At 64.3% G+C, this 20,225-nt stretch carries 14 protein-coding genes; 9 read left to right on the forward strand and 5 right to left on the reverse strand.

Annotation, left to right across the window (positions count from 1 at the left end):
• Nucleotides 1-10 precede the first annotated feature (10 nt).
• From HAHE_RS14480 to HAHE_RS14500, 5 genes are all read left to right on the forward strand, one after another.
• Nucleotides 11-1,246: an efflux RND transporter periplasmic adaptor subunit gene (locus HAHE_RS14480; protein ID WP_338685406.1), complete on the forward strand. Its 1,236-nt coding sequence runs from the start codon at nt 11-13 to the stop codon at nt 1,244-1,246.
• Nucleotides 1,247-1,250: 4 nt separating this feature from the next.
• Entirely contained in the window at nt 1,251-4,622 is a 3,372-nt protein-coding gene (locus tag HAHE_RS14485; protein WP_338685407.1) for an efflux RND transporter permease subunit, read from the forward strand.
• Between the two features lie 19 nt (nt 4,623-4,641).
• Nucleotides 4,642-6,033: an efflux transporter outer membrane subunit gene (locus HAHE_RS14490; RefSeq protein ID WP_338685408.1), complete on the forward strand. Its 1,392-nt coding sequence runs from the start codon at nt 4,642-4,644 to the stop codon at nt 6,031-6,033.
• Nucleotides 6,034-6,227: 194 nt separating this feature from the next.
• Complete coding sequence (locus HAHE_RS14495) at nt 6,228-7,022, forward strand: hypothetical protein (protein ID WP_338685409.1); 795 nt, start codon at nt 6,228-6,230, stop codon at nt 7,020-7,022.
• Nucleotides 7,019-7,807, forward strand: coding sequence for a hypothetical protein (locus HAHE_RS14500; RefSeq protein WP_338685410.1), 789 nt, complete (start codon nt 7,019-7,021; stop codon nt 7,805-7,807). Before HAHE_RS14495 ends, HAHE_RS14500 begins: the two co-directional genes overlap by 4 nt.
• Before the next feature lie 225 nt (nt 7,808-8,032).
• On the opposite strand, the gene HAHE_RS14505 is transcribed toward HAHE_RS14500, so the two are convergent.
• Together HAHE_RS14505 and HAHE_RS14510 are read right to left on the reverse strand one after the other, a co-directional pair.
• Nucleotides 8,033-10,741, reverse strand: coding sequence for an ATP-dependent DNA ligase (locus tag HAHE_RS14505; protein WP_338685411.1), 2,709 nt, complete (start codon nt 10,739-10,741; stop codon nt 8,033-8,035).
• Nucleotides 10,742-10,764: 23 nt separating this feature from the next.
• Nucleotides 10,765-11,442: an SDR family oxidoreductase gene (locus tag HAHE_RS14510; RefSeq protein ID WP_338685412.1), complete on the reverse strand. Its 678-nt coding sequence runs from the start codon at nt 11,440-11,442 to the stop codon at nt 10,765-10,767.
• A 92-nt stretch (nt 11,443-11,534) separates the two neighbouring features.
• On the opposite strand from HAHE_RS14510, the gene HAHE_RS14515 reads away from it, so the two are divergent.
• Complete coding sequence (locus HAHE_RS14515) at nt 11,535-12,284, forward strand: zinc metallopeptidase (protein WP_338685413.1); 750 nt, start codon at nt 11,535-11,537, stop codon at nt 12,282-12,284.
• Between the two features lie 445 nt (nt 12,285-12,729).
• Here HAHE_RS14515 and HAHE_RS14520 read toward each other — a convergent pair whose 3' ends face one another.
• The gene (locus HAHE_RS14520) at nt 12,730-13,800 is read right to left on the reverse strand and encodes a DUF5685 family protein (protein ID WP_338685414.1); all 1,071 of its coding nucleotides are present in this window, start codon (nt 13,798-13,800) and stop codon (nt 12,730-12,732) included.
• 114 nt (nt 13,801-13,914) lie between these two features.
• Here HAHE_RS14520 and HAHE_RS14525 point away from each other — a divergent pair, with 114 nt between their 5' ends.
• Nucleotides 13,915-15,915, forward strand: coding sequence for an ATP-dependent helicase (locus HAHE_RS14525; RefSeq protein ID WP_338685416.1), 2,001 nt, complete (start codon nt 13,915-13,917; stop codon nt 15,913-15,915).
• A gap of 100 nt (nt 15,916-16,015) precedes the next feature.
• On the opposite strand, the gene HAHE_RS14530 is transcribed toward HAHE_RS14525, so the two are convergent.
• Nucleotides 16,016-18,562, reverse strand: a complete 2,547-nt coding sequence (locus HAHE_RS14530) for an MFS transporter (protein WP_338685418.1) — start codon at nt 18,560-18,562, stop codon at nt 16,016-16,018.
• Between the two features lie 95 nt (nt 18,563-18,657).
• Here HAHE_RS14530 and HAHE_RS14535 point away from each other — a divergent pair, with 95 nt between their 5' ends.
• Complete coding sequence (locus HAHE_RS14535) at nt 18,658-18,912, forward strand: DUF167 domain-containing protein (RefSeq protein WP_338685420.1); 255 nt, start codon at nt 18,658-18,660, stop codon at nt 18,910-18,912.
• Between the two features lie 17 nt (nt 18,913-18,929).
• Here HAHE_RS14535 and HAHE_RS14540 read toward each other — a convergent pair whose 3' ends face one another.
• Entirely contained in the window at nt 18,930-19,802 is an 873-nt protein-coding gene (locus HAHE_RS14540) for a hypothetical protein (RefSeq protein WP_338685421.1), read from the reverse strand.
• A 103-nt stretch (nt 19,803-19,905) separates the two neighbouring features.
• Here HAHE_RS14540 and HAHE_RS14545 point away from each other — a divergent pair, with 103 nt between their 5' ends.
• A complete protein-coding gene (locus HAHE_RS14545) occupies nt 19,906-20,223 on the forward strand; it encodes a hypothetical protein (protein WP_338685422.1) in 318 nt (105 codons plus the stop codon).
• Nucleotides 20,224-20,225: the final 2 nt, after the last annotated feature.

Genomic DNA, 20,225 nt, shown 5'->3' on the forward strand with positions numbered 1-20,225 from the left:
TCTGACGAACATGTCGAACTCGAACTCAACACGTACTGCCATCGGATGGGTGGTGGTCCTGTTCATCCTGACCGTCACCGCCTGGTTTGGCTGGAAGGCGCTGAACGACGCCAAGCCTGACGCCGGCGGCAAGGGTGGGGGAGGCCGTCCGCCGAGTGCGGTGATTTTCCGTCCGGCCGAGAAGCGCGAGATTGTCGAGACGCTGACCGCCACCGGTACGCTTCGGGCAACGCGCCGGGCGGAGGTCGCGGCGATCGAGTCCGGGGCGATCGAAAGCCTGTCGGTCGATGAAGGTGACGCTGTCGAAGCCGGAGCGGTGTTGGCGAAGATCGATGCCCGCAGACTTGAGGCGCAACTGCAGGAAGCCTCGGCGGGCCTGACATCGGCCAAGGCGGAGCTGGCGCAGCGCGAGGCCGAGCAGGAACGAGCGGTCCAGGACGAAGAGATGATGCGTGGCCTGTGGGATCAGAGGGCGGTCGCCGAGCGCGAGTATCTGGACAGCCTGCGGGAGATGAAGGTTGCCGAAGCCCGCACCCGCGCGGCCAAGGAAATGATCGAGGCCGCTGCGAAGCGGCTCGAATTGCTCGAGGTTCGCCAGAAGGATCTCGAAGTTCGTGCGCCGTTCGCCGGTCGGGTGGTCGTGCGCCACACCGAGCTGGGCGAATGGGTCAGCGAGGGCGCGCCTGTGGTGACGCTCGTCTCGACCGGAGAGGCCGAGGCATGGCTCCAACTTCCCGAACGCCACGCGAGCCTTCTTCGCGAAACCTCTCCTGCCCAGGTCGAGCTCAAGTTCTCCGGCGTGGGCGAGTCGATTTCCGCCGACAAGCTCACGGTGATTCCCGAGATCGACGGCGGCTCGCGGCGCTTCACGCTGGTGGCCCACATTCCCGATCCGGAGAACCGCCTGACTCCCGGATCCTCGGTCACCGCCACCGTCCCGCTTGGTGAGGCGGTGCCGCGGGTGATCGTGCCGACCGACGCGATCCTGACCAGCTACGCCGGCAACTACGTGTTCGTTCCTGACCGCTCGGGCGAGGGTCCGCCGACGGCCAAGCGGGTGGATGTTCAACTGCTCTTCGAGCGCGCGGGTGAGGCCGTGCTTGCCGATGGAGCACTGGAAGAGGGCGCCGAGGTCATCGTTGAAGGTAACGAGCGCCTGATGCCCGGTGCCCCGATCGCACCGAAGCCATGGGTTTCGAAGGAAGCGCCGCCAACGGCGGAAAAGGAAACCGCCCAAGCCCGCTGACCGGATGAGATCGTTCATCGAGTTTCTCCTGAAGCAGCCGATCACCATCGCGGTCGGTACGATGCTTGCGATCTTCAGCGGCATCCTTGCGATCAGCCGTGTGCCGGTGCGGATGACTCCGGAGGTCTCTTCGGTGGTCATCGCGGTGACCACCAACTGGGAGAACGCCTCGGTCGAGGAAATCGAGTCCGACATCGTCGAGGAACAGGAAAGGGCTCTCGGCGAGGTGACGGGGCTCACCTCGATGATCAGTACCGCGGCGGCGGGGCAGGGGACGATCCGTCTCGAGTTCGAAACCGGCACCGACATTGGCGAGGCGCAGGATGAGGTTCTGCAGAAACTCGACGAGGTTCCCGGCTATCCCAGCGGCGTGCTGCGGCCGGTGGTCGAGGATGTGGATCCGGAGTCGGCCGACTACATTGCGTGGATCGGTTTGTTTTCGACCGATCCGGCCTACGATCCGGGCCAGCTTTACGACTTCATGGACCGGAGCATGAAGCCCCGCTTCGAACGCATCCCGGGCATCAGCCAGGTCGGTGTGCGCGGGGCGACGGCCTCGGAGCTGCAGGTGGTGGTCGATCCCGAGGCGCTCGCGCAGCGCGGCATCACCTACGCGCAACTCCGCGACGGCATCAGCGCCGCGAACGCCAACTTTTCCGGGGGCAAGATTGAGATGGGCAAACGCGACTTCCGGGTCCGTGCGACCGGTCGCTTCGACACCCCCGAGGCCGCCGCGGAAATGATCATCTATCGCGACGAGGCGGGACCGGTTTACCTCGGTGACGTCGCCGAAATCAGCAATGGTTTCAAGGAACCGACCTCCTGGGTGCGGTCGCGCGGCCAGCGTGCGGCGTTTTTCAACTTCCAACTCCAGCGCGGCGCCAACCTGCTCGAGACGATGCAGATGCTACTCGATGAGGTGGAGACGATGAACCAGCCGGGTAACCTGCTCGACCAGAAGGCGCGCCAGCTCGGGCTCGACGGGACTCTCGAATTGGTGCCGACCTACAACGCCTCGACCTACGTCGAGGACGCCTTCGTGCTGGTCCGGTCGAACCTCGTTCTCGGCGGCGTGCTTGCCACGATCGTCCTGCTCTTCTTCCTGCGAAGCCTGCGGGCGGTGGGGATCATCGCGATCGCGATCCCGGTCTCGATCATCGCTTCTTTCACCGTGCTGGTGATGCTCGGTCGCTCGATCAACATCATCTCGCTCGCCGGATTGGCCTTCGCGGTCGGCATGGTGGTCGACAACGCCATTGTGGTGATTGAGAACATCCACCGGCATCTTGAGATGGGCAAAGGACCTGTCGCCGCGGCCCGCGATGGTGCGATTGAAGTCGGCGGGGCGGTGCTGGCTTCGACGATGACCACCGTGGTCGTCTTCGCGCCGATCCTGCTCATCGAGGAGCAGGCCGGTCAGCTCTTCCGCGACATCGCGCTGGCGCTGATGGCGGCAGTGAGCCTGTCGTTCATCGTCAGTGTCACGCTGATCCCGGTGGCTTCCGGGAAATGGCTTAAGGCTCACGAAACCGGCGACGGACCGTCGTTGTTCGATCGTGTCTTCGGGTCGCGCTTCTTCAAGATTCTCGGCGCACCGTTCCGGCCATTGGCGATCCTTTTCGAGCGCATGCCGGACATTGCCGCCAAGGGCGTAACGATGGCGACTTCAACCTGGCCACGGCGCCTTCTGATCATCGGAAGCTTCACACTGGTCACGATTGTCGGCACGCGGATCCTCCTGCCGCCGCTCGACTACCTGCCGCAGGGCAACCGCAACCTCGTGTTCGGCCTGCTCTTCCCGCCACCGACGTATAACCTCGAAAAACTCTCTGAGATGGGCGGCCAGATCGAGGAACAGATCAAGCCGTTGTGGGAAGCGACACCGGACAAATACGGCGTCGAGACCCGGCTCAACAACGGCAACGCCGAAGCCGAAGATCATCGCGAGCCGGTGGCGCTCGGTGATGGATCCGGCGAAACGGTGGTGCCGCCGCCACTCGACAACTACTTTCTGGTGTCGTTCGAGGGCCGCATGTTCCACGGCGGGATTTCCGCGGACAAGACGCGGGTGGCTGACGTCATTCCCGCGTTCCGCAAGGCGACAATGGGGATGCCCGACACCTTTGCGATCGCCAAGCAGATGCCGCTGTTCCGGATCGGCGGCTCGACCGGCGGAGCGATCCAGATCGACTTCCGTGGGGCCGACCTCGACCGAGTTTCGCAGGCCGCCGGCGCGACGATGGGGGCGCTGTTCGCATCCGTGCCTCCGGGGACCAACATCACGCCGGCACCGCCGAACTTCGCTTTGCCGCTGGATGAGTTGCGGATCGTGCCGGACGACGAGCGCCTGCGCGAACTCGGCATGACCCGCACCGACCTCGGACTTGCGATCCAAGCCGGAGGCGACGGCATCGTGCTTTTCCGCGACTACGAGCAGAACGGCGAGCTCAAAGACATCAAGATCCTGACGGCCCGCGACGAGGGCGAGCAGCCGGTCGACAAGCTCATCGATCTGCCGATCGCGACTCCCGAAGGTGGGATTGTCGATATCCGCTCGGTCTCGAAGCTCGAGCGCGTGCGGGGGCCGGACCAGATCCGCCACGTCGATCGCCAGCGCGCGGTGACGCTTGAGTTCGAGCCGCCGGCCGGCCAGCCGCTCGAGACCGTCATCGAGCAGGTCAACGGCATCATCGACGGCCTGCGGGCCAACGGGACGATCCCGCCGGATGTCAGCGTCGGACTCGCCGGGTCAGCGGGCAAGCTGGCGGAGATCAAGAACTCGCTGCTCGGCGACGGAACACCTGCCGGGACGGTCGGTAGCAGCCTCTTCATGGCCTTTCTCGTCATCTACCTGTTGATGGTCATCCTGTTCCAGAGCTGGAGCTATCCGCTGGTGATCATGCTCAGCGTGCCGCTGGCGACCTTCGGTGGGTTCCTCGGACTCGCGATGGTCCACAGCTGGAGCAAACTCGACCGCTACATGCCGGTGCAGAACCTCGACATGCTCACCATCCTAGGCTTCGTGATTCTCGCCGGGGTGGTGGTGAACAACGCGATCCTGATTGTTCACCAGGCGCTGAACTTCATGCGCGACGAGGGTCTCGAACCCCAGAGCGCGGTGGTCGAGAGCGTGCGCAGCCGGGTGCGCCCGATCCTGATGTCCACCCTGACCTCGGTCGGCGGCATGCTGCCCCTGGTGTTGATGCCCGGTGCCGGATCCGAGCTCTACCGCGGTCTCGGTGCGGTGGTCGTCGGCGGCCTGACCGTCAGTACGATTTTCACCGTAGTTCTCGTCCCGACCGTTCTGAGCGCGATCTTCGCCCTGAAGCAACCCGAGCCCGGGGTTGAAGCGGTTCCCGCGCAGGTCCCGGGTTGAACGGCCTCCCTTTCCCTTCATGAAGCTCCTTCCGATCACTCCGTTTTCAGGCTGCTGCCTCGGTCTCGGCGTCCTGCTGTTGGCAGGCTGCGCCGTGGGACCGGACTATCAGGTGCCTCCGGCCAAGCTCGAGGCCTCGTTCAAGAGCGCGGGCTTCTCGGCCCCGGCACCGGAGGGATCGTGGTGGAAACTTTTCGGCGACTCGGAACTGGACCGCTACATCCGGATGGCGGAGCAGGGTGGGCCGAGCGCCCGAGCCGCCCTTGCGCGCTATGACCAGGCGAGGTCGGACCTCGGACTGGCGAAGGCCGACGCCTCACCGGCGATCACCGGTGAGATGTATGCCACGCGGCGACAGGACAGCGGCAACACGAACTTTTCCGCCGGTATCTACAACGACTACCGCGCGGCGCTGAACCTGAGCTGGGAGATCGACCTGTGGGGGCGGGTCCGGCGCCAGATCGGAGCGGCCGCGGCGGACACCTCGGCGGCTGGATTTGAGTATCAGGCGGTCTTGCTTTCACTGCGTGCGGAGGTGGCGCGGGCCTACCTTTCGCTGCGCTTCGCGGATGCGGAAATCGAGCTTCTGGAAGAGACCGAAGGACTGAGGAGCGAGGCGCGTCGACTGATGAAGGCGCGTTTCGACGGAGGGGCGAGCAGCCGGGTCGACCACGAGCGATCGGTGGTGGAGCACGAGGCGGTGAAGGCGGAGCTGGAACAGCTTCGTGCCCAGCGCGCCAAGTATGAGAACGCGGTCGCGGCCTTGGTCGGACGCAGTGCTTCCGGGTTCCGGATTCCGGCCCGCAGCGGACGGCCGAGTTCGCCGGGTGTCCCCGGTGCGGTGCCGTCCGATCTGCTGCGCAGGCGTCCAGACATCGCGGCTGCGGAACGTCGGCTTGCGGCGGCGAGCGAGCGCATCGGCGTGGCGATTGCCAGCTACCTGCCACGGGTGAGCCTGAACGGTTCGGGCGGTTTCGGCTCGCTGAGCACCGGTGATCTTTTCAATTCGAACTCGAAGCTCTGGTCGCTCGGACCGGAAGTGGACGTGCCGATCTTCCAAGGTGGCAGGGCATTCGGCGACAAGGCCAAGGCGGAGGCGGCGTACCGCGAGGCGTTGGAAAACTATCGCGACGTCCTCGTGAAGGCGGTCCAGGAAACCGAAGACTCGCTCAATGACACCCGTCGGCTGGCCACCGCATCGCAGGCGCGGGCGCGAGGTTCGAAGAGTTCGAAGAAGGCCGCCGAACTGGTGCGCAAGCGCTACGAAGGCGGCGCGACCGACTACTTCGAAGTCGTCGAGTCCGAGCGGAACTCGCTCAACGGCCAGCGTGAGACTGTGAGTGTACAACTCAACCGCGCCCTCGCCACCACCCGCCTGATCCAGGCGCTTGGCGGCGGATGGACGCGGTGAGGGGGACACGGACCGCCGCGGCCCCGTAAACGGGGAACTACAAACCCCTGAGGCCCGCCAGTGGGGTTCGTAGTTCCTCCTTCAGGAGGTCCATCGCCAGTTCGATCAGTTGACGCCGGAAGGCATGGACCGGAGTCAGGTGTGAAAATTTCCCTGAATGACTTTGGCCGGCACGACGTCTATCAGGCTTCGTGATGAAATCGTTTCCCGCTCTCCCCCTTTTCGTCGGGCTGGCCATGTGGCCGCTCAGTCTTCAAGCCGATCCCGATCCGTTCTCGCCGGAAGATCAGGAGGCAGTTGATCCGATGCAGGTTCAGGTCCAGGTTGAGTTTGTCGAGATGGACCACAAGCGGCTGACGAAGCTGCTGTTTCTGTCGAAGCCCAAGGTCGCCGATGCGACCCCGCTCCGGGAGACAGTCGGGAAAATGGTCGAGGCGGGTGAGGCGGAAGTGTTGGAGACGATGATGGTGGTGGCGAGGAGTGGTGAGAAAGCGACAAGTGAAGGGATTCGGGAATTCATTTACCCGACCGAGTACGAGCCGCCGGTCGTCCCGGAGAAGGTCAACTTCCCGGAGAAGCCGAAGGGCGTCGGGTTTTCGGCCGAGGAACTCAAGGCGATGAGCTTGTTGAGGACGCAATTCGCCCCGACGGCGTTCGAGACGAGGAATCTCGGGAGCACTTTGGAAGTTGCACCCAGTTTCGGAGCGGGAGGAAAGTACATTGATCTCAGCGTCGCGCCCGAGATCGTCTGGCACACCGGCAACACGGTCTGGGCGGAGGACAAAGACGCGTTCGGCAACGTGTCCAAAGTGCAGATGCCGGAGTTCTACAAACTCTCGGTTGGTACATCGCTTACCTGCATCGACGGGCAGTACAACTTGGTCGCTGTGCTCACGCCGAAGAACCAGAACGGGGTCGGTGACCTGTCGCGAAAGGTGATGGTGTTCGTGAAGTGCGATGTGGTGGTGGTGAAGGAGGGCGAGCGATGAAAGTGCCGCTGATGCTGTTGGGTGCGGCGATGATCTGCACGGCGGCTCCTCCGATCGTCGAGGATCCGTTCGCGCCCGGCGAACCGTTGCCCTTCGATCCTTCGAATCCCGACCGGGATCTGCCGAAGATGATGCGAATCCAGGTTGAGTTCATCGAAGTGGCGCACGCCGACTTCACAAAGCTCCTGGCCGGGCGGAGGAATGACGCGGATGCGACCGAGCTTCGGAAGAAGCTCGCCGAAATGGTGGAGACGGATCGGGCGGAAGTCGTGGAGACGATGATGACGGTTTGCCGAAGTGGGGAGAAGGCGACGGTGGAGTCGATCCACGAGTTCATTTACCCAGCGGAATACGAGCCGCCGGAATTGCCCGGGAGTGTCGGTTCGTGGACGCCTACGCCCGAGGAGCTCAGGAGGATTCAGATTCGCTCGTTGCTTCGGATTCCGTACACACCGCCCTCTTTCGAAACCCGGAACCGCGGAACCACTTTTCAGGTGGCGCCGAATCTCGGTTGGAACGACAAGACCATCGATCTAAACTTCGCGCCGGAAATCGTCTTTCTCACGGGTTTCAGTGTGCACTCCGAATTCACGGCGGTCAGCGGCGAGGTGCATCAGGACAGGCTCCCGCTGTTTGCCAAACAATCGGTCAACACGGCGCTGACCTGCATGGACGGCCAGTATGTCCTCGTCACCGTTCTCACCCCGTCTGGCGACGACGGTCAGCTCGACCCGGGCAGGAAGGTGATCGTGATGCTGAAGTGCGACGTGCTGGTGGTGAAATAGGGCCGGGTTTCCGTGGCGGAGCGCCTGGTACCCCGTAAACGGGGAACTACAAACCACAATGGCGCGACAGTGGGGTTCGTAGTTCCTCCTTTAGGAGGTTCATCGCCAGTTCGATGAGGTGAATTCGGAGTTGATGGACCGCGAGCTTCAGCTCGCCCCGTCGGTCCGTTTGCCGGGGTTCCGGGGGCGAGCTGAAGCTCGCGGTCCATTTCAAGGGTGACATGCCTATCCTAACAACGACCTCGCGTAGGCGAGGGTGTCGATTTCGTCGGCGGTCTTGTCGCGGCGGATGGCCTTGATTCGCGGGAAACGCAGCGAGAGGCCGGAGTCGTGGCGTTTGGACGGCTGGATCGAGTCGAAGGCGATCTCGAGGACGAGGTTCGGTTCGACGAGGTGCTTGCGCCGCTTCTTCTCGATCGTGTGTTTCTGGAAGTGCTCGGTGAGTTCCTCGATCTCGAGGTCGGTCAACCCGCTGTAGGCCTTGCCGATGGTCCGCAGGGTTCCGGTTTCGTCGCGCACGGCGAAGGTGTAGTCGCTCAGGACCTCGGCTCGTTTGCCATGTCCCTGCTCCGCGGCGATAACCACGCAGTCGAGGGTCGGCATCACGCCTTTGAGCTTCAACCACGCCCTGCCGCGGCGACCCGGAGAGTAGGGGCTTTCCGAATCTTTCGAGATCAGCCCTTCGTGTCCCTCACCACGGGCGAGCTTGAACGCCTCTTCGATGGCTTCGATCCCGGAGGTCTTCGTGACCGGGATGCGTGTGATCACTCCGGCGCTTTCGACCTTTGGGGAAATCACCTGTTCCAGCCTCTGACGTCGATCCATGAGTGACAGGTCGAGCAGCGTGTCTGTGTCGTGCAACAGCACATCGAAGGCGATGAAGCGGACCGGTGGCAGATCGGCCTGGGCCGACTCGGCGAAGAGGTCGGTCTGCGTCGTGTTGAGTCGCCCGAGGCGCTTCTGGAGATCGAAGAAGGTCAGACGCCGACCCTCGGCATGGGCGATGATTTCACCGTCGAGAATGAAGTCACCGGTGACACTCCGGGCGGCTTCAAGCAGCTCCGGAAACTGGCGGTCGAGGATGCGGAGGTCGCGTGAGAAGACGGACACCCGATCGCCTTGCTTATGGAGCTGGGCGCGGATGCCGTCGAACTTCGGCTCGAGCCACAGCGAGTCGCCGTGCCGTTCGTGGATGGTCCGTGCCGTTTCCGAGGGAGAAGCCAGCATGACCTTCACCGGAACGAAGGGATGGAGCGATGCCTCCTCAAGCGACTTGGCTTTGGCGAGCTGGGCGGTTTCTCCAAGATCCCCGGTGAGCATGTGGGCGCGACGCAAGGACACGGGATCGGCTTCGAAGGCTTCGATCAGAGCGTCCTCGACGAGCCCCTCCTTGAGTCCGATCCGGAGATCGCCGGTGAGCAGTTTGACGACCGTCTCTCCTTCGGCCGGATGCAGGGTTCGGAGCCGTTGGGCGAGCAGCTCGATCCGGGCGAGTGAACCGTCGGTTCCGGCGAGCGTTGTGAAGAACCCTTTGAGCCCGGCGATGTCGAGCGGCTGCGGTTCGAGGTGAAGTTCCTCGAGCAAAAGCCGTGCGGTGCGGGCGGCGTCGTTCTGGGTCAGCGAGATCTCCCGGTAGCGCTCCTCGCGGGCGCCGGGGAGTTTCAGCAGCGCGCGACGCAGGGCGGCTGTCCCGGTTTGAAGGGAGCCCTCGGCGCGGGGAAGGGCGCGACCGGTGAGCCAGGTGGTTGCCGTTGCCAGGTAGTCGTCGAGTTCGGCGAGATACCGTGCGAGAAGCTCCGTCTTGCGACTGCGGCTGTTCGTTTCACCAACGAGGCGGCAGAGGTCGGTGAAGTCGGCGAGCGGGCAGATCGGGCGCGAGTGCCGGAGTGAGACGGAGCTCTTGCGCGTCTTTTCCCCGGCGGGCCCGCGCGTGCCGACGACCGCCAGCTCGAGCTGGTCGTTGCCGGTGGCGGACCAGGCATCGATGTCGCGCTGGCGAAGCTCGGCGGCGAACTCACGGGCGTAGCCGTGCACCGTGAGCACGCGCTTCGGGCGCACGCGCTGCACGCATTCGAGAAGGCCCGGATGGTCGGCGTGGTCCGACATCGGAAATGCCTCGTCGACCCGATAGCGGTAGGACGCGCCGGGCGTCATCGCCCAGCCGCTGAGCATCGCGGTGCGGCGGTTGCGGATGTCTCGAAGCAGTTTCGAGCGCACGGCATTCGGCGGCGCGATGATCGCGGTGTCCTTCGGGAGATTGCCGGCAATCTCCGAGTCGAGGATCTGCGGCTCGGGCAGGGTCTTAACTCCGACCTCGCGGCAGGCATCAGTCATCTCCGCGACCTTCGGGTGCACGACCGTCGCGATCCCGTGCTCGTGCAGCAGCGCGAGTGCCTCCTGCGCCTTGCCCAGCGAGTAGCCGAGCAGCACCGGCACATCGCCGTCGTGGAAGGTGTTGTGAACAAACCCGAGCACCGCGCTTTCGACCTCCATCGCAGGCGGGAAGACGTAGTGGGGCAGGCCGAAGGTGGTTTCGAGGATGAGCAGGTCGGCCTGTTGAAAGGTCGCCGGGTCGCAGGTGCGACTTTTCCGGGTCTTGAAGTCGCCGGTGTAGAGCAGGGTGGCGCCATCGGACAGGCGCGTGACATGGATCATGGCCGAGCCGCAGATGTGGCCGGCCGGGAGCAACCGGATGCGGTGGCCGTTGAGTTCGTGAGGGACGTGCGCGTCGAGCGGCAGGAGTCTCGACTCCGCCACCTTGTAGCGGGCGCGGACCAGGCCGGCCGTGGTGGTCGTGCAGATCACCTGCTGGTGGCGCGCGAAGTGGTCGGCGTGAGCGTGCGAGACGAAGGCGGTGGGTTGCGAATCCCACGGGTCCAGCCACAGGTCCGCCTCGGGCAGGAACAGACCGCGGTGGAAAGTGACGGGAATCATGCGCGCGGCCCCCATACCCGGGCTCAGCCGACGGTCAATGACTGGCCGTTGGCGGAGGGCGTCAATTTCTGGAGGAACGGGACTGCGGTCTCGGCCCAGGCCTTGGCATCCGGGAAATCGCTCGCGCCTTCGCCGAAGCACGAACGCAGCATGTCGGTATCGATGATGCCGGGATTGAGCGGAATCGCGGCGAGTCCCTTGGGCAGTTCCTGGGCGAGGGCGAGCGTCAGGCCCTCGACCCCCCATTTCGTGCAGCAGTATGGGGCCACCTCGGGCGAGGTCGAGCGACCCCAGCCGGACGAGAGATTGACGATGATCCCCGAGCCGCGCTCGAGCATCGGGGGCAGGGCGGCACGGATCATGTGGTGGATGCCCTTCAGGTTGACGTCGATCACCTTCGAGAATTCTTCCGGCGGGACCTTCCAGAGCGGGGCGTTGGCATTGATCAGGGCCGCATTGTTGATCAACAGGTCGGGCGGTCCGTGAAGGGCCACGGCCTCGTCGACGAATCGCTCGACCGCGGCCGAGGAGGTGACGTCGCAAACGCGGACCAGATGGGGGTCGCCGAGGTCGGTCGTGAGGGCATCGAGCGCGTGGGCGGACGTCCCGCAGCCGCTGACGGCCCAGCCGGAATCGGCGAATCCGAGGGCGAGCGCCCGGCCGAGGCCGCGGGTGGCGCCGGTGATAAGGACGTGTTTCATGCGTTCAGAATGGGGCATCCGGATGGAAAACGGGAGGGATTTTCCAAACGGGAGCAGGTTGCGCGCCGCCCAAGTGTGGCTAGGATATCGCCATGAACTTCGAATTGCTCCTCGCCCAGCTGCAGCAGGCGCCCCAGCAGGGCACGCCGCTCTTCGGCATCGGCTACTGGATCCTGATCGGCGCGACGATGCTCGTCAGCATGCTGATCAGCGGGACTCTGAAGTCGCGTTTCCAGAAATACTCGCAGATTCCGATCCGGATGACCGGCGCGCAGGTGGCCGAAATGATGCTGCGCCAGAACGGAATCAACGACGTCCAGGTCGTCAGCGTGCCCGGTCAGTTGACCGACCACTACGATCCGCGGAAGAAGACCGTGAACCTCAGTGAGCCGGTTTATCACCAGAACACCGTCGCTGCCGCAGCCGTGGCGGCCCATGAGTGTGGTCACGCGCTGCAACATCAGCAGGCTTACGCGTGGCTGACGATGCGCTCGAAGATGGTGCCGGCGGTGCAGCTGGCCAGTGGCCTGACGAACATCCTGATGTGGATGGCGATTCTCGGGGCGGTGGCATTCAGCTCGCAGGCGACGATTTTCATCTGGGTCTTTCTCGGCGCGATGGGCGTGACGACGCTTTTCTCGCTGGTGACGCTGCCGGTGGAATTCGATGCCAGCAAGCGCGCGCTCGCGTGGCTGGATCGCAGCGGTGCGGTCGCGAACATGGAGCATGAGAAGGCCAAGGACGCGCTGTTCTGGGCCGCCATGACCTACGTTGCCGCCGCCGTTGCCGCGATCGCACAGCTCGCCTACTGGGCGGTGATGCTGCTCGGACGGCGGGATTGAAGGATTCCCGCCGCTCCCGGTTCAAGAAGTTCGGTCGGCGGTTAGCCACGGGCGGGTAAGGTCCCAAAGGGACGTCGGTGGTTAGCCACGAGATTTGAAGTCCCGTGGTGATGTCGGCATCTAGCCACGGGGTTTGAAGTCCCGAAGGGACGTCGGCATTTAGCCACGGGGTTCACCCCGTGGTTTTATGCGCGCAGGAAATCCAGAGCCCCGGCAGGGGCGTTGGCGGTGCCGTCTTTACCCGAGAACTCCGCTCCGCCTACGCCCCTCCGGGGCTCGAATCCTATCGCGAACCGACCACCACGGGGTGAACCCCGTGGCTAAATGCCGACGCACCTTCGGCGCTGGGATTGGCGGGCGGACCGCGGGGTGGGGATTTGAGCCCTCCGCCATGCGGCAGGAATTCCGCCGCGCCCACTAGTGGCGCCTGGATTCATCCACCCCTTCAATTGCAAGGACAGCAGTCGCAGCCGTCGCACGGACAGCAATCGCAGCAGCCACTGTCGCCCGGGCCGCAGTCGAAGCAGGCATCAAGACAGCCCTTTGATCCGGCGGCGCTCCTCGCGGTTCCGGAGCCGCAGGACGGGCAGCAATTGCAACACTCGCAAGGACAGCAGTCGCATGAGTCGCAGCAGCGGCTTTGCTCGCGATCTCGGCGCCGCTTCCGCCGACGCTCCAGTTTCTCCTCGGACTTCAATTCGAGGAATGAGCCATGGCGCTCGGCGGTGGTCAGGCAGAGGCTGTCAAACAACTCGCGATGGCGGACGAACGGAAGCTTCGAAAGGGCATCGGTAAAACCGGACCAGGCGGCTTGGATCCGCTCACCGATGGCCGGCTCTGCGACACGGTGGAACGGATTGAAGCGGCCTTTCCGGCGGTCAGTTTCGCGGTCGTCCCAAGCATCGCGCCAGTAAACGAGTGATCCAAGGGCGGAACCGAGTTGGTGGAGCACCGGCCCTTGGCCCGGTAGCGGCAGGACTTCTGCGAGATGGCCGGTGATCGTACCGAATGCCTCGGACGTGGGCCGGTCGGCGTGGATCGGATCGCGAGCTTCGAGGTCCTCCTGCCGGTTGAGGAGTTCGATGACCCGCTGGGTCGGGAATGACGAACTGTTCAGCCATTGGACCGCCCGGTCGGTAGCGGGTTCGACGAGCGTGGCTCCAATTCGTGAAGCGGTTCGTCGGACCGGGCCTTCGTCCCGGGAGTCGTCGGCGAGCTTCGTCGCCAGTCCGCAGACCGACACGGCGGCGGCGTGCATCACCGCCGGGTGGTCGTCGGTGACCGGAAACGGCATGGCCAGCGGGTTGCAGCAGGTCTCACGGCGCCATCGTGGCGGTGAAGGGTCGAGCGAAACACCAACCAGCGCGAGAAAGGTCGCGTCGCGATTCACCAGCAACCGCGATGGATTCCCGAACTCCCGGCCGAGGCAGCGTGCCAGACCGCAGAATGAACCCCGCCATGCGGGGAACGAGGACTCGGTGCAGCGGGCGCAGGGTGAGGCGATGAAGCCGAACATCGACCGTTCGACTAGGCAAAAACCACCGCTTCGCGAAGAAAAATCAGGCTCTCCGGAATTTTCGGAACGGGTGGTTGAAATCGTCGGCGATGGCGGTTTCCATCCGCGCCGCGCATGGCAGGGGCTTTCTCATTCGACTCGCTCAACCGGGCCCAGCGGCAGGCGGTGGCCACGCTGGACGGGCCGGTGCTGATCCTTGCCGGCGCCGGGACGGGCAAGACACGCACGGTGACCTGCCGGATCGCCAACATGCTCGAGCAGGGGATTCCTCCGGAGAACATCCTGGCGGTGACCTTCACCAACAAGGCGGCCAGCGAGATGCGCGAGCGGATCGGCGGCATGGTTTCGAAGAAGAAGGCCGAAGCCATGACGGTCTGCACCTTCCACTCGCTGTGTGTGCGCCTTCTGCGGGGCGGGATCGAGAAGCTCGGCTACAAGAAGAACTTCTCGATCTGCAGCGGCACCGACCAGATCGGCATTCTGAAGCAGCTGATCGTCCGGATGGGCGGGAGCGATGAGAAGCTGAAGGCGGAGGTGGTGCTCTCGGCGATCTCGAACGCCAAGAACGCGGGACGCGACGTGGCGAAGCTCGAGGACGACTTCTTCGCTCAACTCGCGGTGGCGTATCAGAACGAGTTGCGTGCCCGCAATGCGGTCGACTTCGATGATCTCCTGCTCCTCGCCGAGGAGTTGCTGCGCGAGCATGCCGATGTGCGGGAGCACTTCCGAAAGACCTACACCCACGTGACGGTCGACGAGTTCCAGGACACCAACAGCCTGCAGATGTGCCTGCTGCAGCAACTCGTCGGCGAACCGTATCACGTCTGCGTGGTCGGCGATGACGACCAGTCGATCTACGGGTGGCGCGGCGCCGAGGTGGCGAACATCCTGCAGTTCGAGAAGTTCTTCCCGGACCCGACGGTGATCCGTCTGGAGGAGAACTACCGCTCGACCCATGCGATCCTCCACACCGCCAACAGCCTGATCCGTCGCAACGCCGGGCGGCGGGAGAAGGAGCTGCGGGCGACGATTGCCGGCGGCGAGCCGGTGCGGATCGTGGGCATGCCCGGGGACGAGGAGGAGGCGGAGTTCATCGCGGAGGAGATCCTTTCGCTCAAGGCCTCGGAGAAGCGTCCGTGGGAGGACTTCGCGGTTCTGTTCCGGACCAACGGGCAGAGCCGCAAGCTGGAGGAGGCGATGCGACACCTGAAAATCCCCTACCGGATGGTCGGGGCGCAGAGTTTCTACGACCGGCGGGAGGTCCGCGACGTGCTGGCCTACGTCGAGGTGCTCGACGATCCGAATGCCGATGTGCCGTTGCTCCGGATCCTCAACTCGCCGCCGCGGGGGATCGGGCAGGCGACCACGGTGATGGCTACCGATTTCAGCCGGGAACGTGGTAGCAGCGTGTGGCAGGCATTGTGCGATCCGGAGTTCACCGACCTGTTGTCGAGCCGGCCGCGGAATGCGATCGCTTCGTTCGTCGCGGAAATCGTCGCGGCGAAAATGAAGATCGACGGCAAGGTCGCGCCGGCCAACCAGGTGGTTCACGACTACCTCGACAGCTGCGGCTACCTCGACTGGATGGGCCGCAACTGCAAGAACGACACCGAGCGGACGCAGCGGGGCGAGAGCGTGCACGAGGTGATGTCGGAGCTCGCGAAGTACGTGAAGAAGGGCAAGAGCTTGCGGAAGTTCCTCGATGACAGCGCGCTGGCCTCCGATCGGGAGGACGACGATCTCGAGAAGAAGCAGGGTGCGACTCTGATCACTCTGCATGCCTCAAAGGGACTCGAGTTTCCGGTAGTGTATCTGGTCGGGCTTGAGGAGGGCTTCCTTCCGCACCGGCGGAGTATCGAGGAAGGGACCAAGGACGAGGAGCGACGTCTTCTCTACGTCGGGATCACTCGGGCCCAGAAGCGTCTCGCGATGACCTACTGCATGGCCCGTACGAAGTGGGGTCAGCAAATCGGCTGCACCCCGAGCAGCTTCATTCCCGAACTCGACGAGGAGCACCTGATCCACACCAGCTGGGACGACATCATGGGTGCGGAAGTCAGCGACGACGAACTCGGCGACTTCTTCGGCGAGATGGACGAGTTTCTGAAGAGCTAATCTCGTTCCAGCGGTCGGCGACTGGGGTTTGTAGTTCCCCGTTTACGGGGTCCCACCGGTCCGGAAGCCCCCTGAAGGGGGAATTACGAACGCTTGTATCCTACGCTTGGGGCGGGAAGACGAAGCCCTCTTCATCGATGGTGTAGCCGTCGGGGAGGGGGATGCCTGCTGAGGGTGTGGACGGGCCGCGGAGGGTGATCCGGCCTTCATCGGAGCGGTCGATGGCGAAGCCCGGCAGCAGGATGCCGAGGCTGCCGGGTTTGACGCCGGGTTGCGGGCTGCTTGAGGCATGCGGCTTCGCGGAATGCGGCATCGACATCGAAATGACGACTCCGTCGATCGCGAGGCACGGCAGGTGATCCCAGCCGGCCAGTTCCAGCGGCAGATGGGCGTCCGGGCTGAAGTCGTAGAATGAATGAGCTTCGTCTCTTGCCGGGGCTGCGGTCAGCTTCTCGCGCAGCCGGCTTCCCCCGACCCAGATGCGGTGTTTCTCGTCCGCCGGGTCGTCAAACTTCGCGGGTTTGGCCCGGAACATTTCGGAGAATCGGGTAAGCCCGGTCAGGGCGTCGACTTCCGGATCGTCCGGCAAACGGGCGAACGCGTGCTTGCGCACCAACGCGTTGACCTGGGCGATCTGGTAGCCGTTCGCGGTCTGGTGCGGATCGGACTTCCAGTGGGGAAGGCGCGATTCGATGGCGTCCGCGGAGGCTTCGAGGATGCCGTCGCGAATCCGCCCGATCCGCGCCTCTTTCGGTTCGATCGGAGTACCGAAGGCCATCCGCATTCCGTAAGGCACGCGGTAGGGAAGCTTGGTGAAGAAGCGGTTGCGTTCGTATGAGAAGATCGATCCCCACGCCCCGTCGAGCCATGCCGGAATCACCGGTGCCCCGCCTTGGCGGGCGATCAGTTCGAGCCCGCGCTTCACTTCGCGAAGCGTGCCGGTGCGGGTCAACTGGCCCTCCGGGAATAGGCAGATGACATCGCCCGCGGCGAGCGCCTCGCTGGCGGTCCGGAGTGCCTCGCGCGGCTTTCCGAGAGCGATCGGCACGGTGTGGAAGAGTTTGCAGAACCAGCGGATCGCCGGGTTCTCCATGTAAACCGCATCCATCACGAAGCGGACCGGACGTGGGCTGGCGGCGGTGATGAAGAAGGCATCGGCCCAAGTGACGTGGTTCGGCAGCAGCAGCACGCCGCCGGTTTTCGGCATGTTGTCGGCACCGACCGGACGGATCCGGTAGAAGAGACCGAGGAGGGTCAGCCCGATCACCCGCACGAGGTCGCCTGGCATCAACCGGACGATGTACCACGTGATGAATCCGCAGAGCAACGCAGCGGCCAGGAGCTGGATGTGGTAGCCGGGAAGGTCGGGCAAGCCGATCGCCCGGATCCCGGCGGCGAGACCCTCGACGAATGCGGCGGCGAAGATGCCTGCGAGGCAATCCTGGAGGTTCACCGCCGACTGCATTTCGCCCCGTTTCTTCGGCGGATACCGGTCCTGCATCCAGGCATTGAGCGGAGCGAGGAAAAGCGCGGCGAAGAAGGCGAGCAGAGTGAGTCCCCAAAGGAAGGCTCCGGAGGAAGGGCGGAATACCGCGGCGATCAGCGGTCCGATACCCAGAGCTTCCGCATCCAGCAGGGCGAGGCTGGTGGTGGGGTCGATGAATGCCGCGAGCAGCGCGGCGGTGATGGTCATCGCCACGCCACCGAGCGGAACCCATCCGAGCTCGATACGACGCCGGAGGAGGAACGAGGCGATGCCGAAGCCGGCCGCCATGCCGATGGATGCCCCGGCCATGAAGACCGAAGACAGGGTGCCGAAACCCTCCTGCCCCAAGGTCAGGGTCTTCGCCAGTTTGACCGACCACAGGTTGATGAAGGTCGCGAAGCCCCAGAAGAACGCGACCGCGAAGGATGCCCGTCGCAGCGGGAGGTCGGCCCAGAGTTCACGGAGATGGGTGAAGTGCTCGACCGCGATCTTCGGAGCCAGCGGAGCGGCTCCTTGGGCGGGAGTGCGGGGGACGATCCACGCCATGATGATCGCGGGAATGGCCAATGCCGCGAGAACGAGCATCGGCAGAAGGCCCGTTTCCCATGCGACGTCAGGCGTGCCTCCGGCCGCGGCGTATCGCTTGTCGTATACGACCCCTGCGATGATCTGGCCGGCGAGGATCGCGAGCATCGCCGTCATCTGCTGGATCCCGGCGGCGAAGCCGAGGTGCCGGGAACCGACGAGTTCCTTGTTGATCCCGATTTTCGCCGGGCTGAAGAACGCCGACTGGATCGCGAGCGCGAAGAACCCGCAGAGGGCGAGCGGCATGTTGTTCAGCCAGATCGCGCCACAGAGCCAGCTGAGGATCAGCAGTTGCGCGATTGCAGCGCCGAACATCACGTCGCGCTTCGAGAAGCGGTCGCTCAGCCATCCGGCCAGCGGCGCGAACAGCACGAAAGGCAGGGCGATGAAGATCGTGGCCCAGCTTTCCACTGCCGCACCCAGCAGGGTGTAACCGATCGCGCCCCCGAGCGGGACGAGCAGGAACTGGGCGGCCTTGTCGTTGAACGCGTTCTGCGTCTGCTGGACGATCATGCTCCAGAATCCGACCCATTCGCGCCGCGTGGGTTCCGGTTCGGGAGTGGGGGACGACGGCATCTACGGGCACGCTACGCGACGACCTTCAGAATCGGCAAGCCCGTGGATCGGAATCCGGGGTGTTTCAAACGCGCCGGCGCGTCTATCAATTCCCCATGCAACTCAAGGTTTTGGCGGTTCCCAATGCGCGCAAGTCCGAGTGGCTGGGCTGGGAGGACGATCCCCGGGCCGGTCGGGTCGTGAGGATCCGCGTCGGGGCTCCACCGCTGGAAGGGAAGGCAAATGCCGAGTTGCGCGCGTTCCTGGCCAAACACCTCGGCGTATCCAAGTCGCGGGTCCGGCTGCTGAAAGGCGACACGTCCCGGATCAAGACTTTCGAGATCGACGGATGTGATGAGCTTCCGGATTGAGGAAGTCCCATACCGCCTCATGGGCTGCAAACCTCGGCGAGCCAGGTGCGCAGGCGTTTCCTTGCCGGGGAAGGGCGGAGGATCCACGCGTCATTGTGATTCCGGAACCCGGTTGATCCGAAGGTGAAGGAGCCTTCGACTCCGGTCGATTCGATGTAGCGCCGTGTTTCGTCGGACCCCGCTTCCGAAATGATGAATTGGGGTCGCTCGCCGAGCCGCTTCAGGCGCGTGATGGCCGAGTCCTTGTCTGATCCGGGGTAAGGCCACTGACGAACACCGTCGTAGTGCGAGTAGGGAATGAACGCGCGCCAGAGCCTGGCGATTTCGTCGTCGTGGAGCCCGATAAAGTTGCAGGCGATCGCGCCCCGTGAGAAGCCGACCAAGATCACCCGATCCGCATCGCCCTGATAGGTTTTGCAAATCCACGGGATGCATTTCTTGGCATAGGTCACGGTCGGCTCCGGAGAATACTCGGGAGCGGTGCCCCACCAGCGGCTCGTGTTCGCCTTCCCGGATCCATCCACGAAGGGCAGCACGACCCACAGATAGTCGCGCCCGGCACTCAGGCCGTATCCGAACGACGCATCCTCCACCTTGCCCGTGCAACGGTCGCCGATGGCGTTGCTGAAGGGGCCGTTACCGGTGAACTCGACGATGACCGGGTGGGAGCGCTCTTCCGTCCAGTTCTCCGGTAGGTATAGCGTGTGACGCACGCTGGTTTCCCGGTAGTCCGGGTGCGATTGGATGACGCGTTTGCCAGGGGAGGGCGAGCCGGTCACCGTTTCGGGCACCTGCAGGTCGGTAGCGACCGAACTGATGTCAGGAAGCTGCGCCGAACACGGGAGCAGCAGGAGCCCCGTGAGTTTCGGCAGGAGTCGGGCGAGCTTCATCCGACCCACCTTTTCACACGATGGCTCTTGGGGGCAATGCCCGGGGCGCTGCCGTCACGATTCGCGATTGGCGAAGCGGGGGAAAGTTGCACAGGATGAAACGATGAAGCGCCTTCTGCTCCCCCTTGCTGCCCTCGCCCTCGCCGGTTGTGCCGGAGACCCGATTCCCGAAGTGACGCCGTCGATGGCCAAGAGAACGGACGTCGACCCGGCGAAGCTGGCGCACGGCCGCGAGCTTTACATCGAGAATTGCAACCGGTGCCACGAGCGGGTGCTGCCGGGCAGCATCGATCCGGAGTACTGGCGCGGCATCATTCCCCACATGGCGCGCAATGCGCAGCTCACGTCGGCGGAACAGGCGGACGTCCTGAACTACCTGATTGCCGCACACCTCGAGGTGTATCACATCGAGGACGACTGATG

The organism is Haloferula helveola, from assembly GCF_037076345.1.
Taxonomy (GTDB): Bacteria; Verrucomicrobiota; Verrucomicrobiia; order Verrucomicrobiales; family Akkermansiaceae; genus Haloferula; species Haloferula helveola.

What these genes read in the sequence shown, in the direction of transcription:
- HAHE_RS14500 (WP_338685410.1), top strand. Translation starts at nt 7,019, where the DNA reads ATGAAAGTGCCGCTGATGCTGTTGGGTGCGGCGATGATCTGCACGGCG.
- HAHE_RS14520 (WP_338685414.1), bottom strand. Translation starts at nt 13,800, where the DNA reads ATGTTCGGCTTCATCGCCTCACCCTGCGCCCGCTGCACCGAGTCCTCG.
- HAHE_RS14480 (WP_338685406.1), top strand. Translation starts at nt 11, where the DNA reads ATGTCGAACTCGAACTCAACACGTACTGCCATCGGATGGGTGGTGGTC.
- HAHE_RS14485 (WP_338685407.1), top strand. Translation starts at nt 1,251, where the DNA reads ATGAGATCGTTCATCGAGTTTCTCCTGAAGCAGCCGATCACCATCGCG.
- HAHE_RS14530 (WP_338685418.1), bottom strand. Translation starts at nt 18,562, where the DNA reads ATGCCGTCGTCCCCCACTCCCGAACCGGAACCCACGCGGCGCGAATGG.
- HAHE_RS14515 (WP_338685413.1), top strand. Translation starts at nt 11,535, where the DNA reads ATGAACTTCGAATTGCTCCTCGCCCAGCTGCAGCAGGCGCCCCAGCAG.
- HAHE_RS14495 (WP_338685409.1), top strand. Translation starts at nt 6,228, where the DNA reads ATGAAATCGTTTCCCGCTCTCCCCCTTTTCGTCGGGCTGGCCATGTGG.
- HAHE_RS14505 (WP_338685411.1), bottom strand. Translation starts at nt 10,741, where the DNA reads ATGATTCCCGTCACTTTCCACCGCGGTCTGTTCCTGCCCGAGGCGGAC.
- HAHE_RS14545 (WP_338685422.1), top strand. Translation starts at nt 19,906, where the DNA reads ATGAAGCGCCTTCTGCTCCCCCTTGCTGCCCTCGCCCTCGCCGGTTGT.
- HAHE_RS14540 (WP_338685421.1), bottom strand. Translation starts at nt 19,802, where the DNA reads ATGAAGCTCGCCCGACTCCTGCCGAAACTCACGGGGCTCCTGCTGCTC.
- HAHE_RS14510 (WP_338685412.1), bottom strand. Translation starts at nt 11,442, where the DNA reads ATGAAACACGTCCTTATCACCGGCGCCACCCGCGGCCTCGGCCGGGCG.
- HAHE_RS14490 (WP_338685408.1), top strand. Translation starts at nt 4,642, where the DNA reads ATGAAGCTCCTTCCGATCACTCCGTTTTCAGGCTGCTGCCTCGGTCTC.
- HAHE_RS14535 (WP_338685420.1), top strand. Translation starts at nt 18,658, where the DNA reads ATGCAACTCAAGGTTTTGGCGGTTCCCAATGCGCGCAAGTCCGAGTGG.
- HAHE_RS14525 (WP_338685416.1), top strand. Translation starts at nt 13,915, where the DNA reads ATGGCAGGGGCTTTCTCATTCGACTCGCTCAACCGGGCCCAGCGGCAG.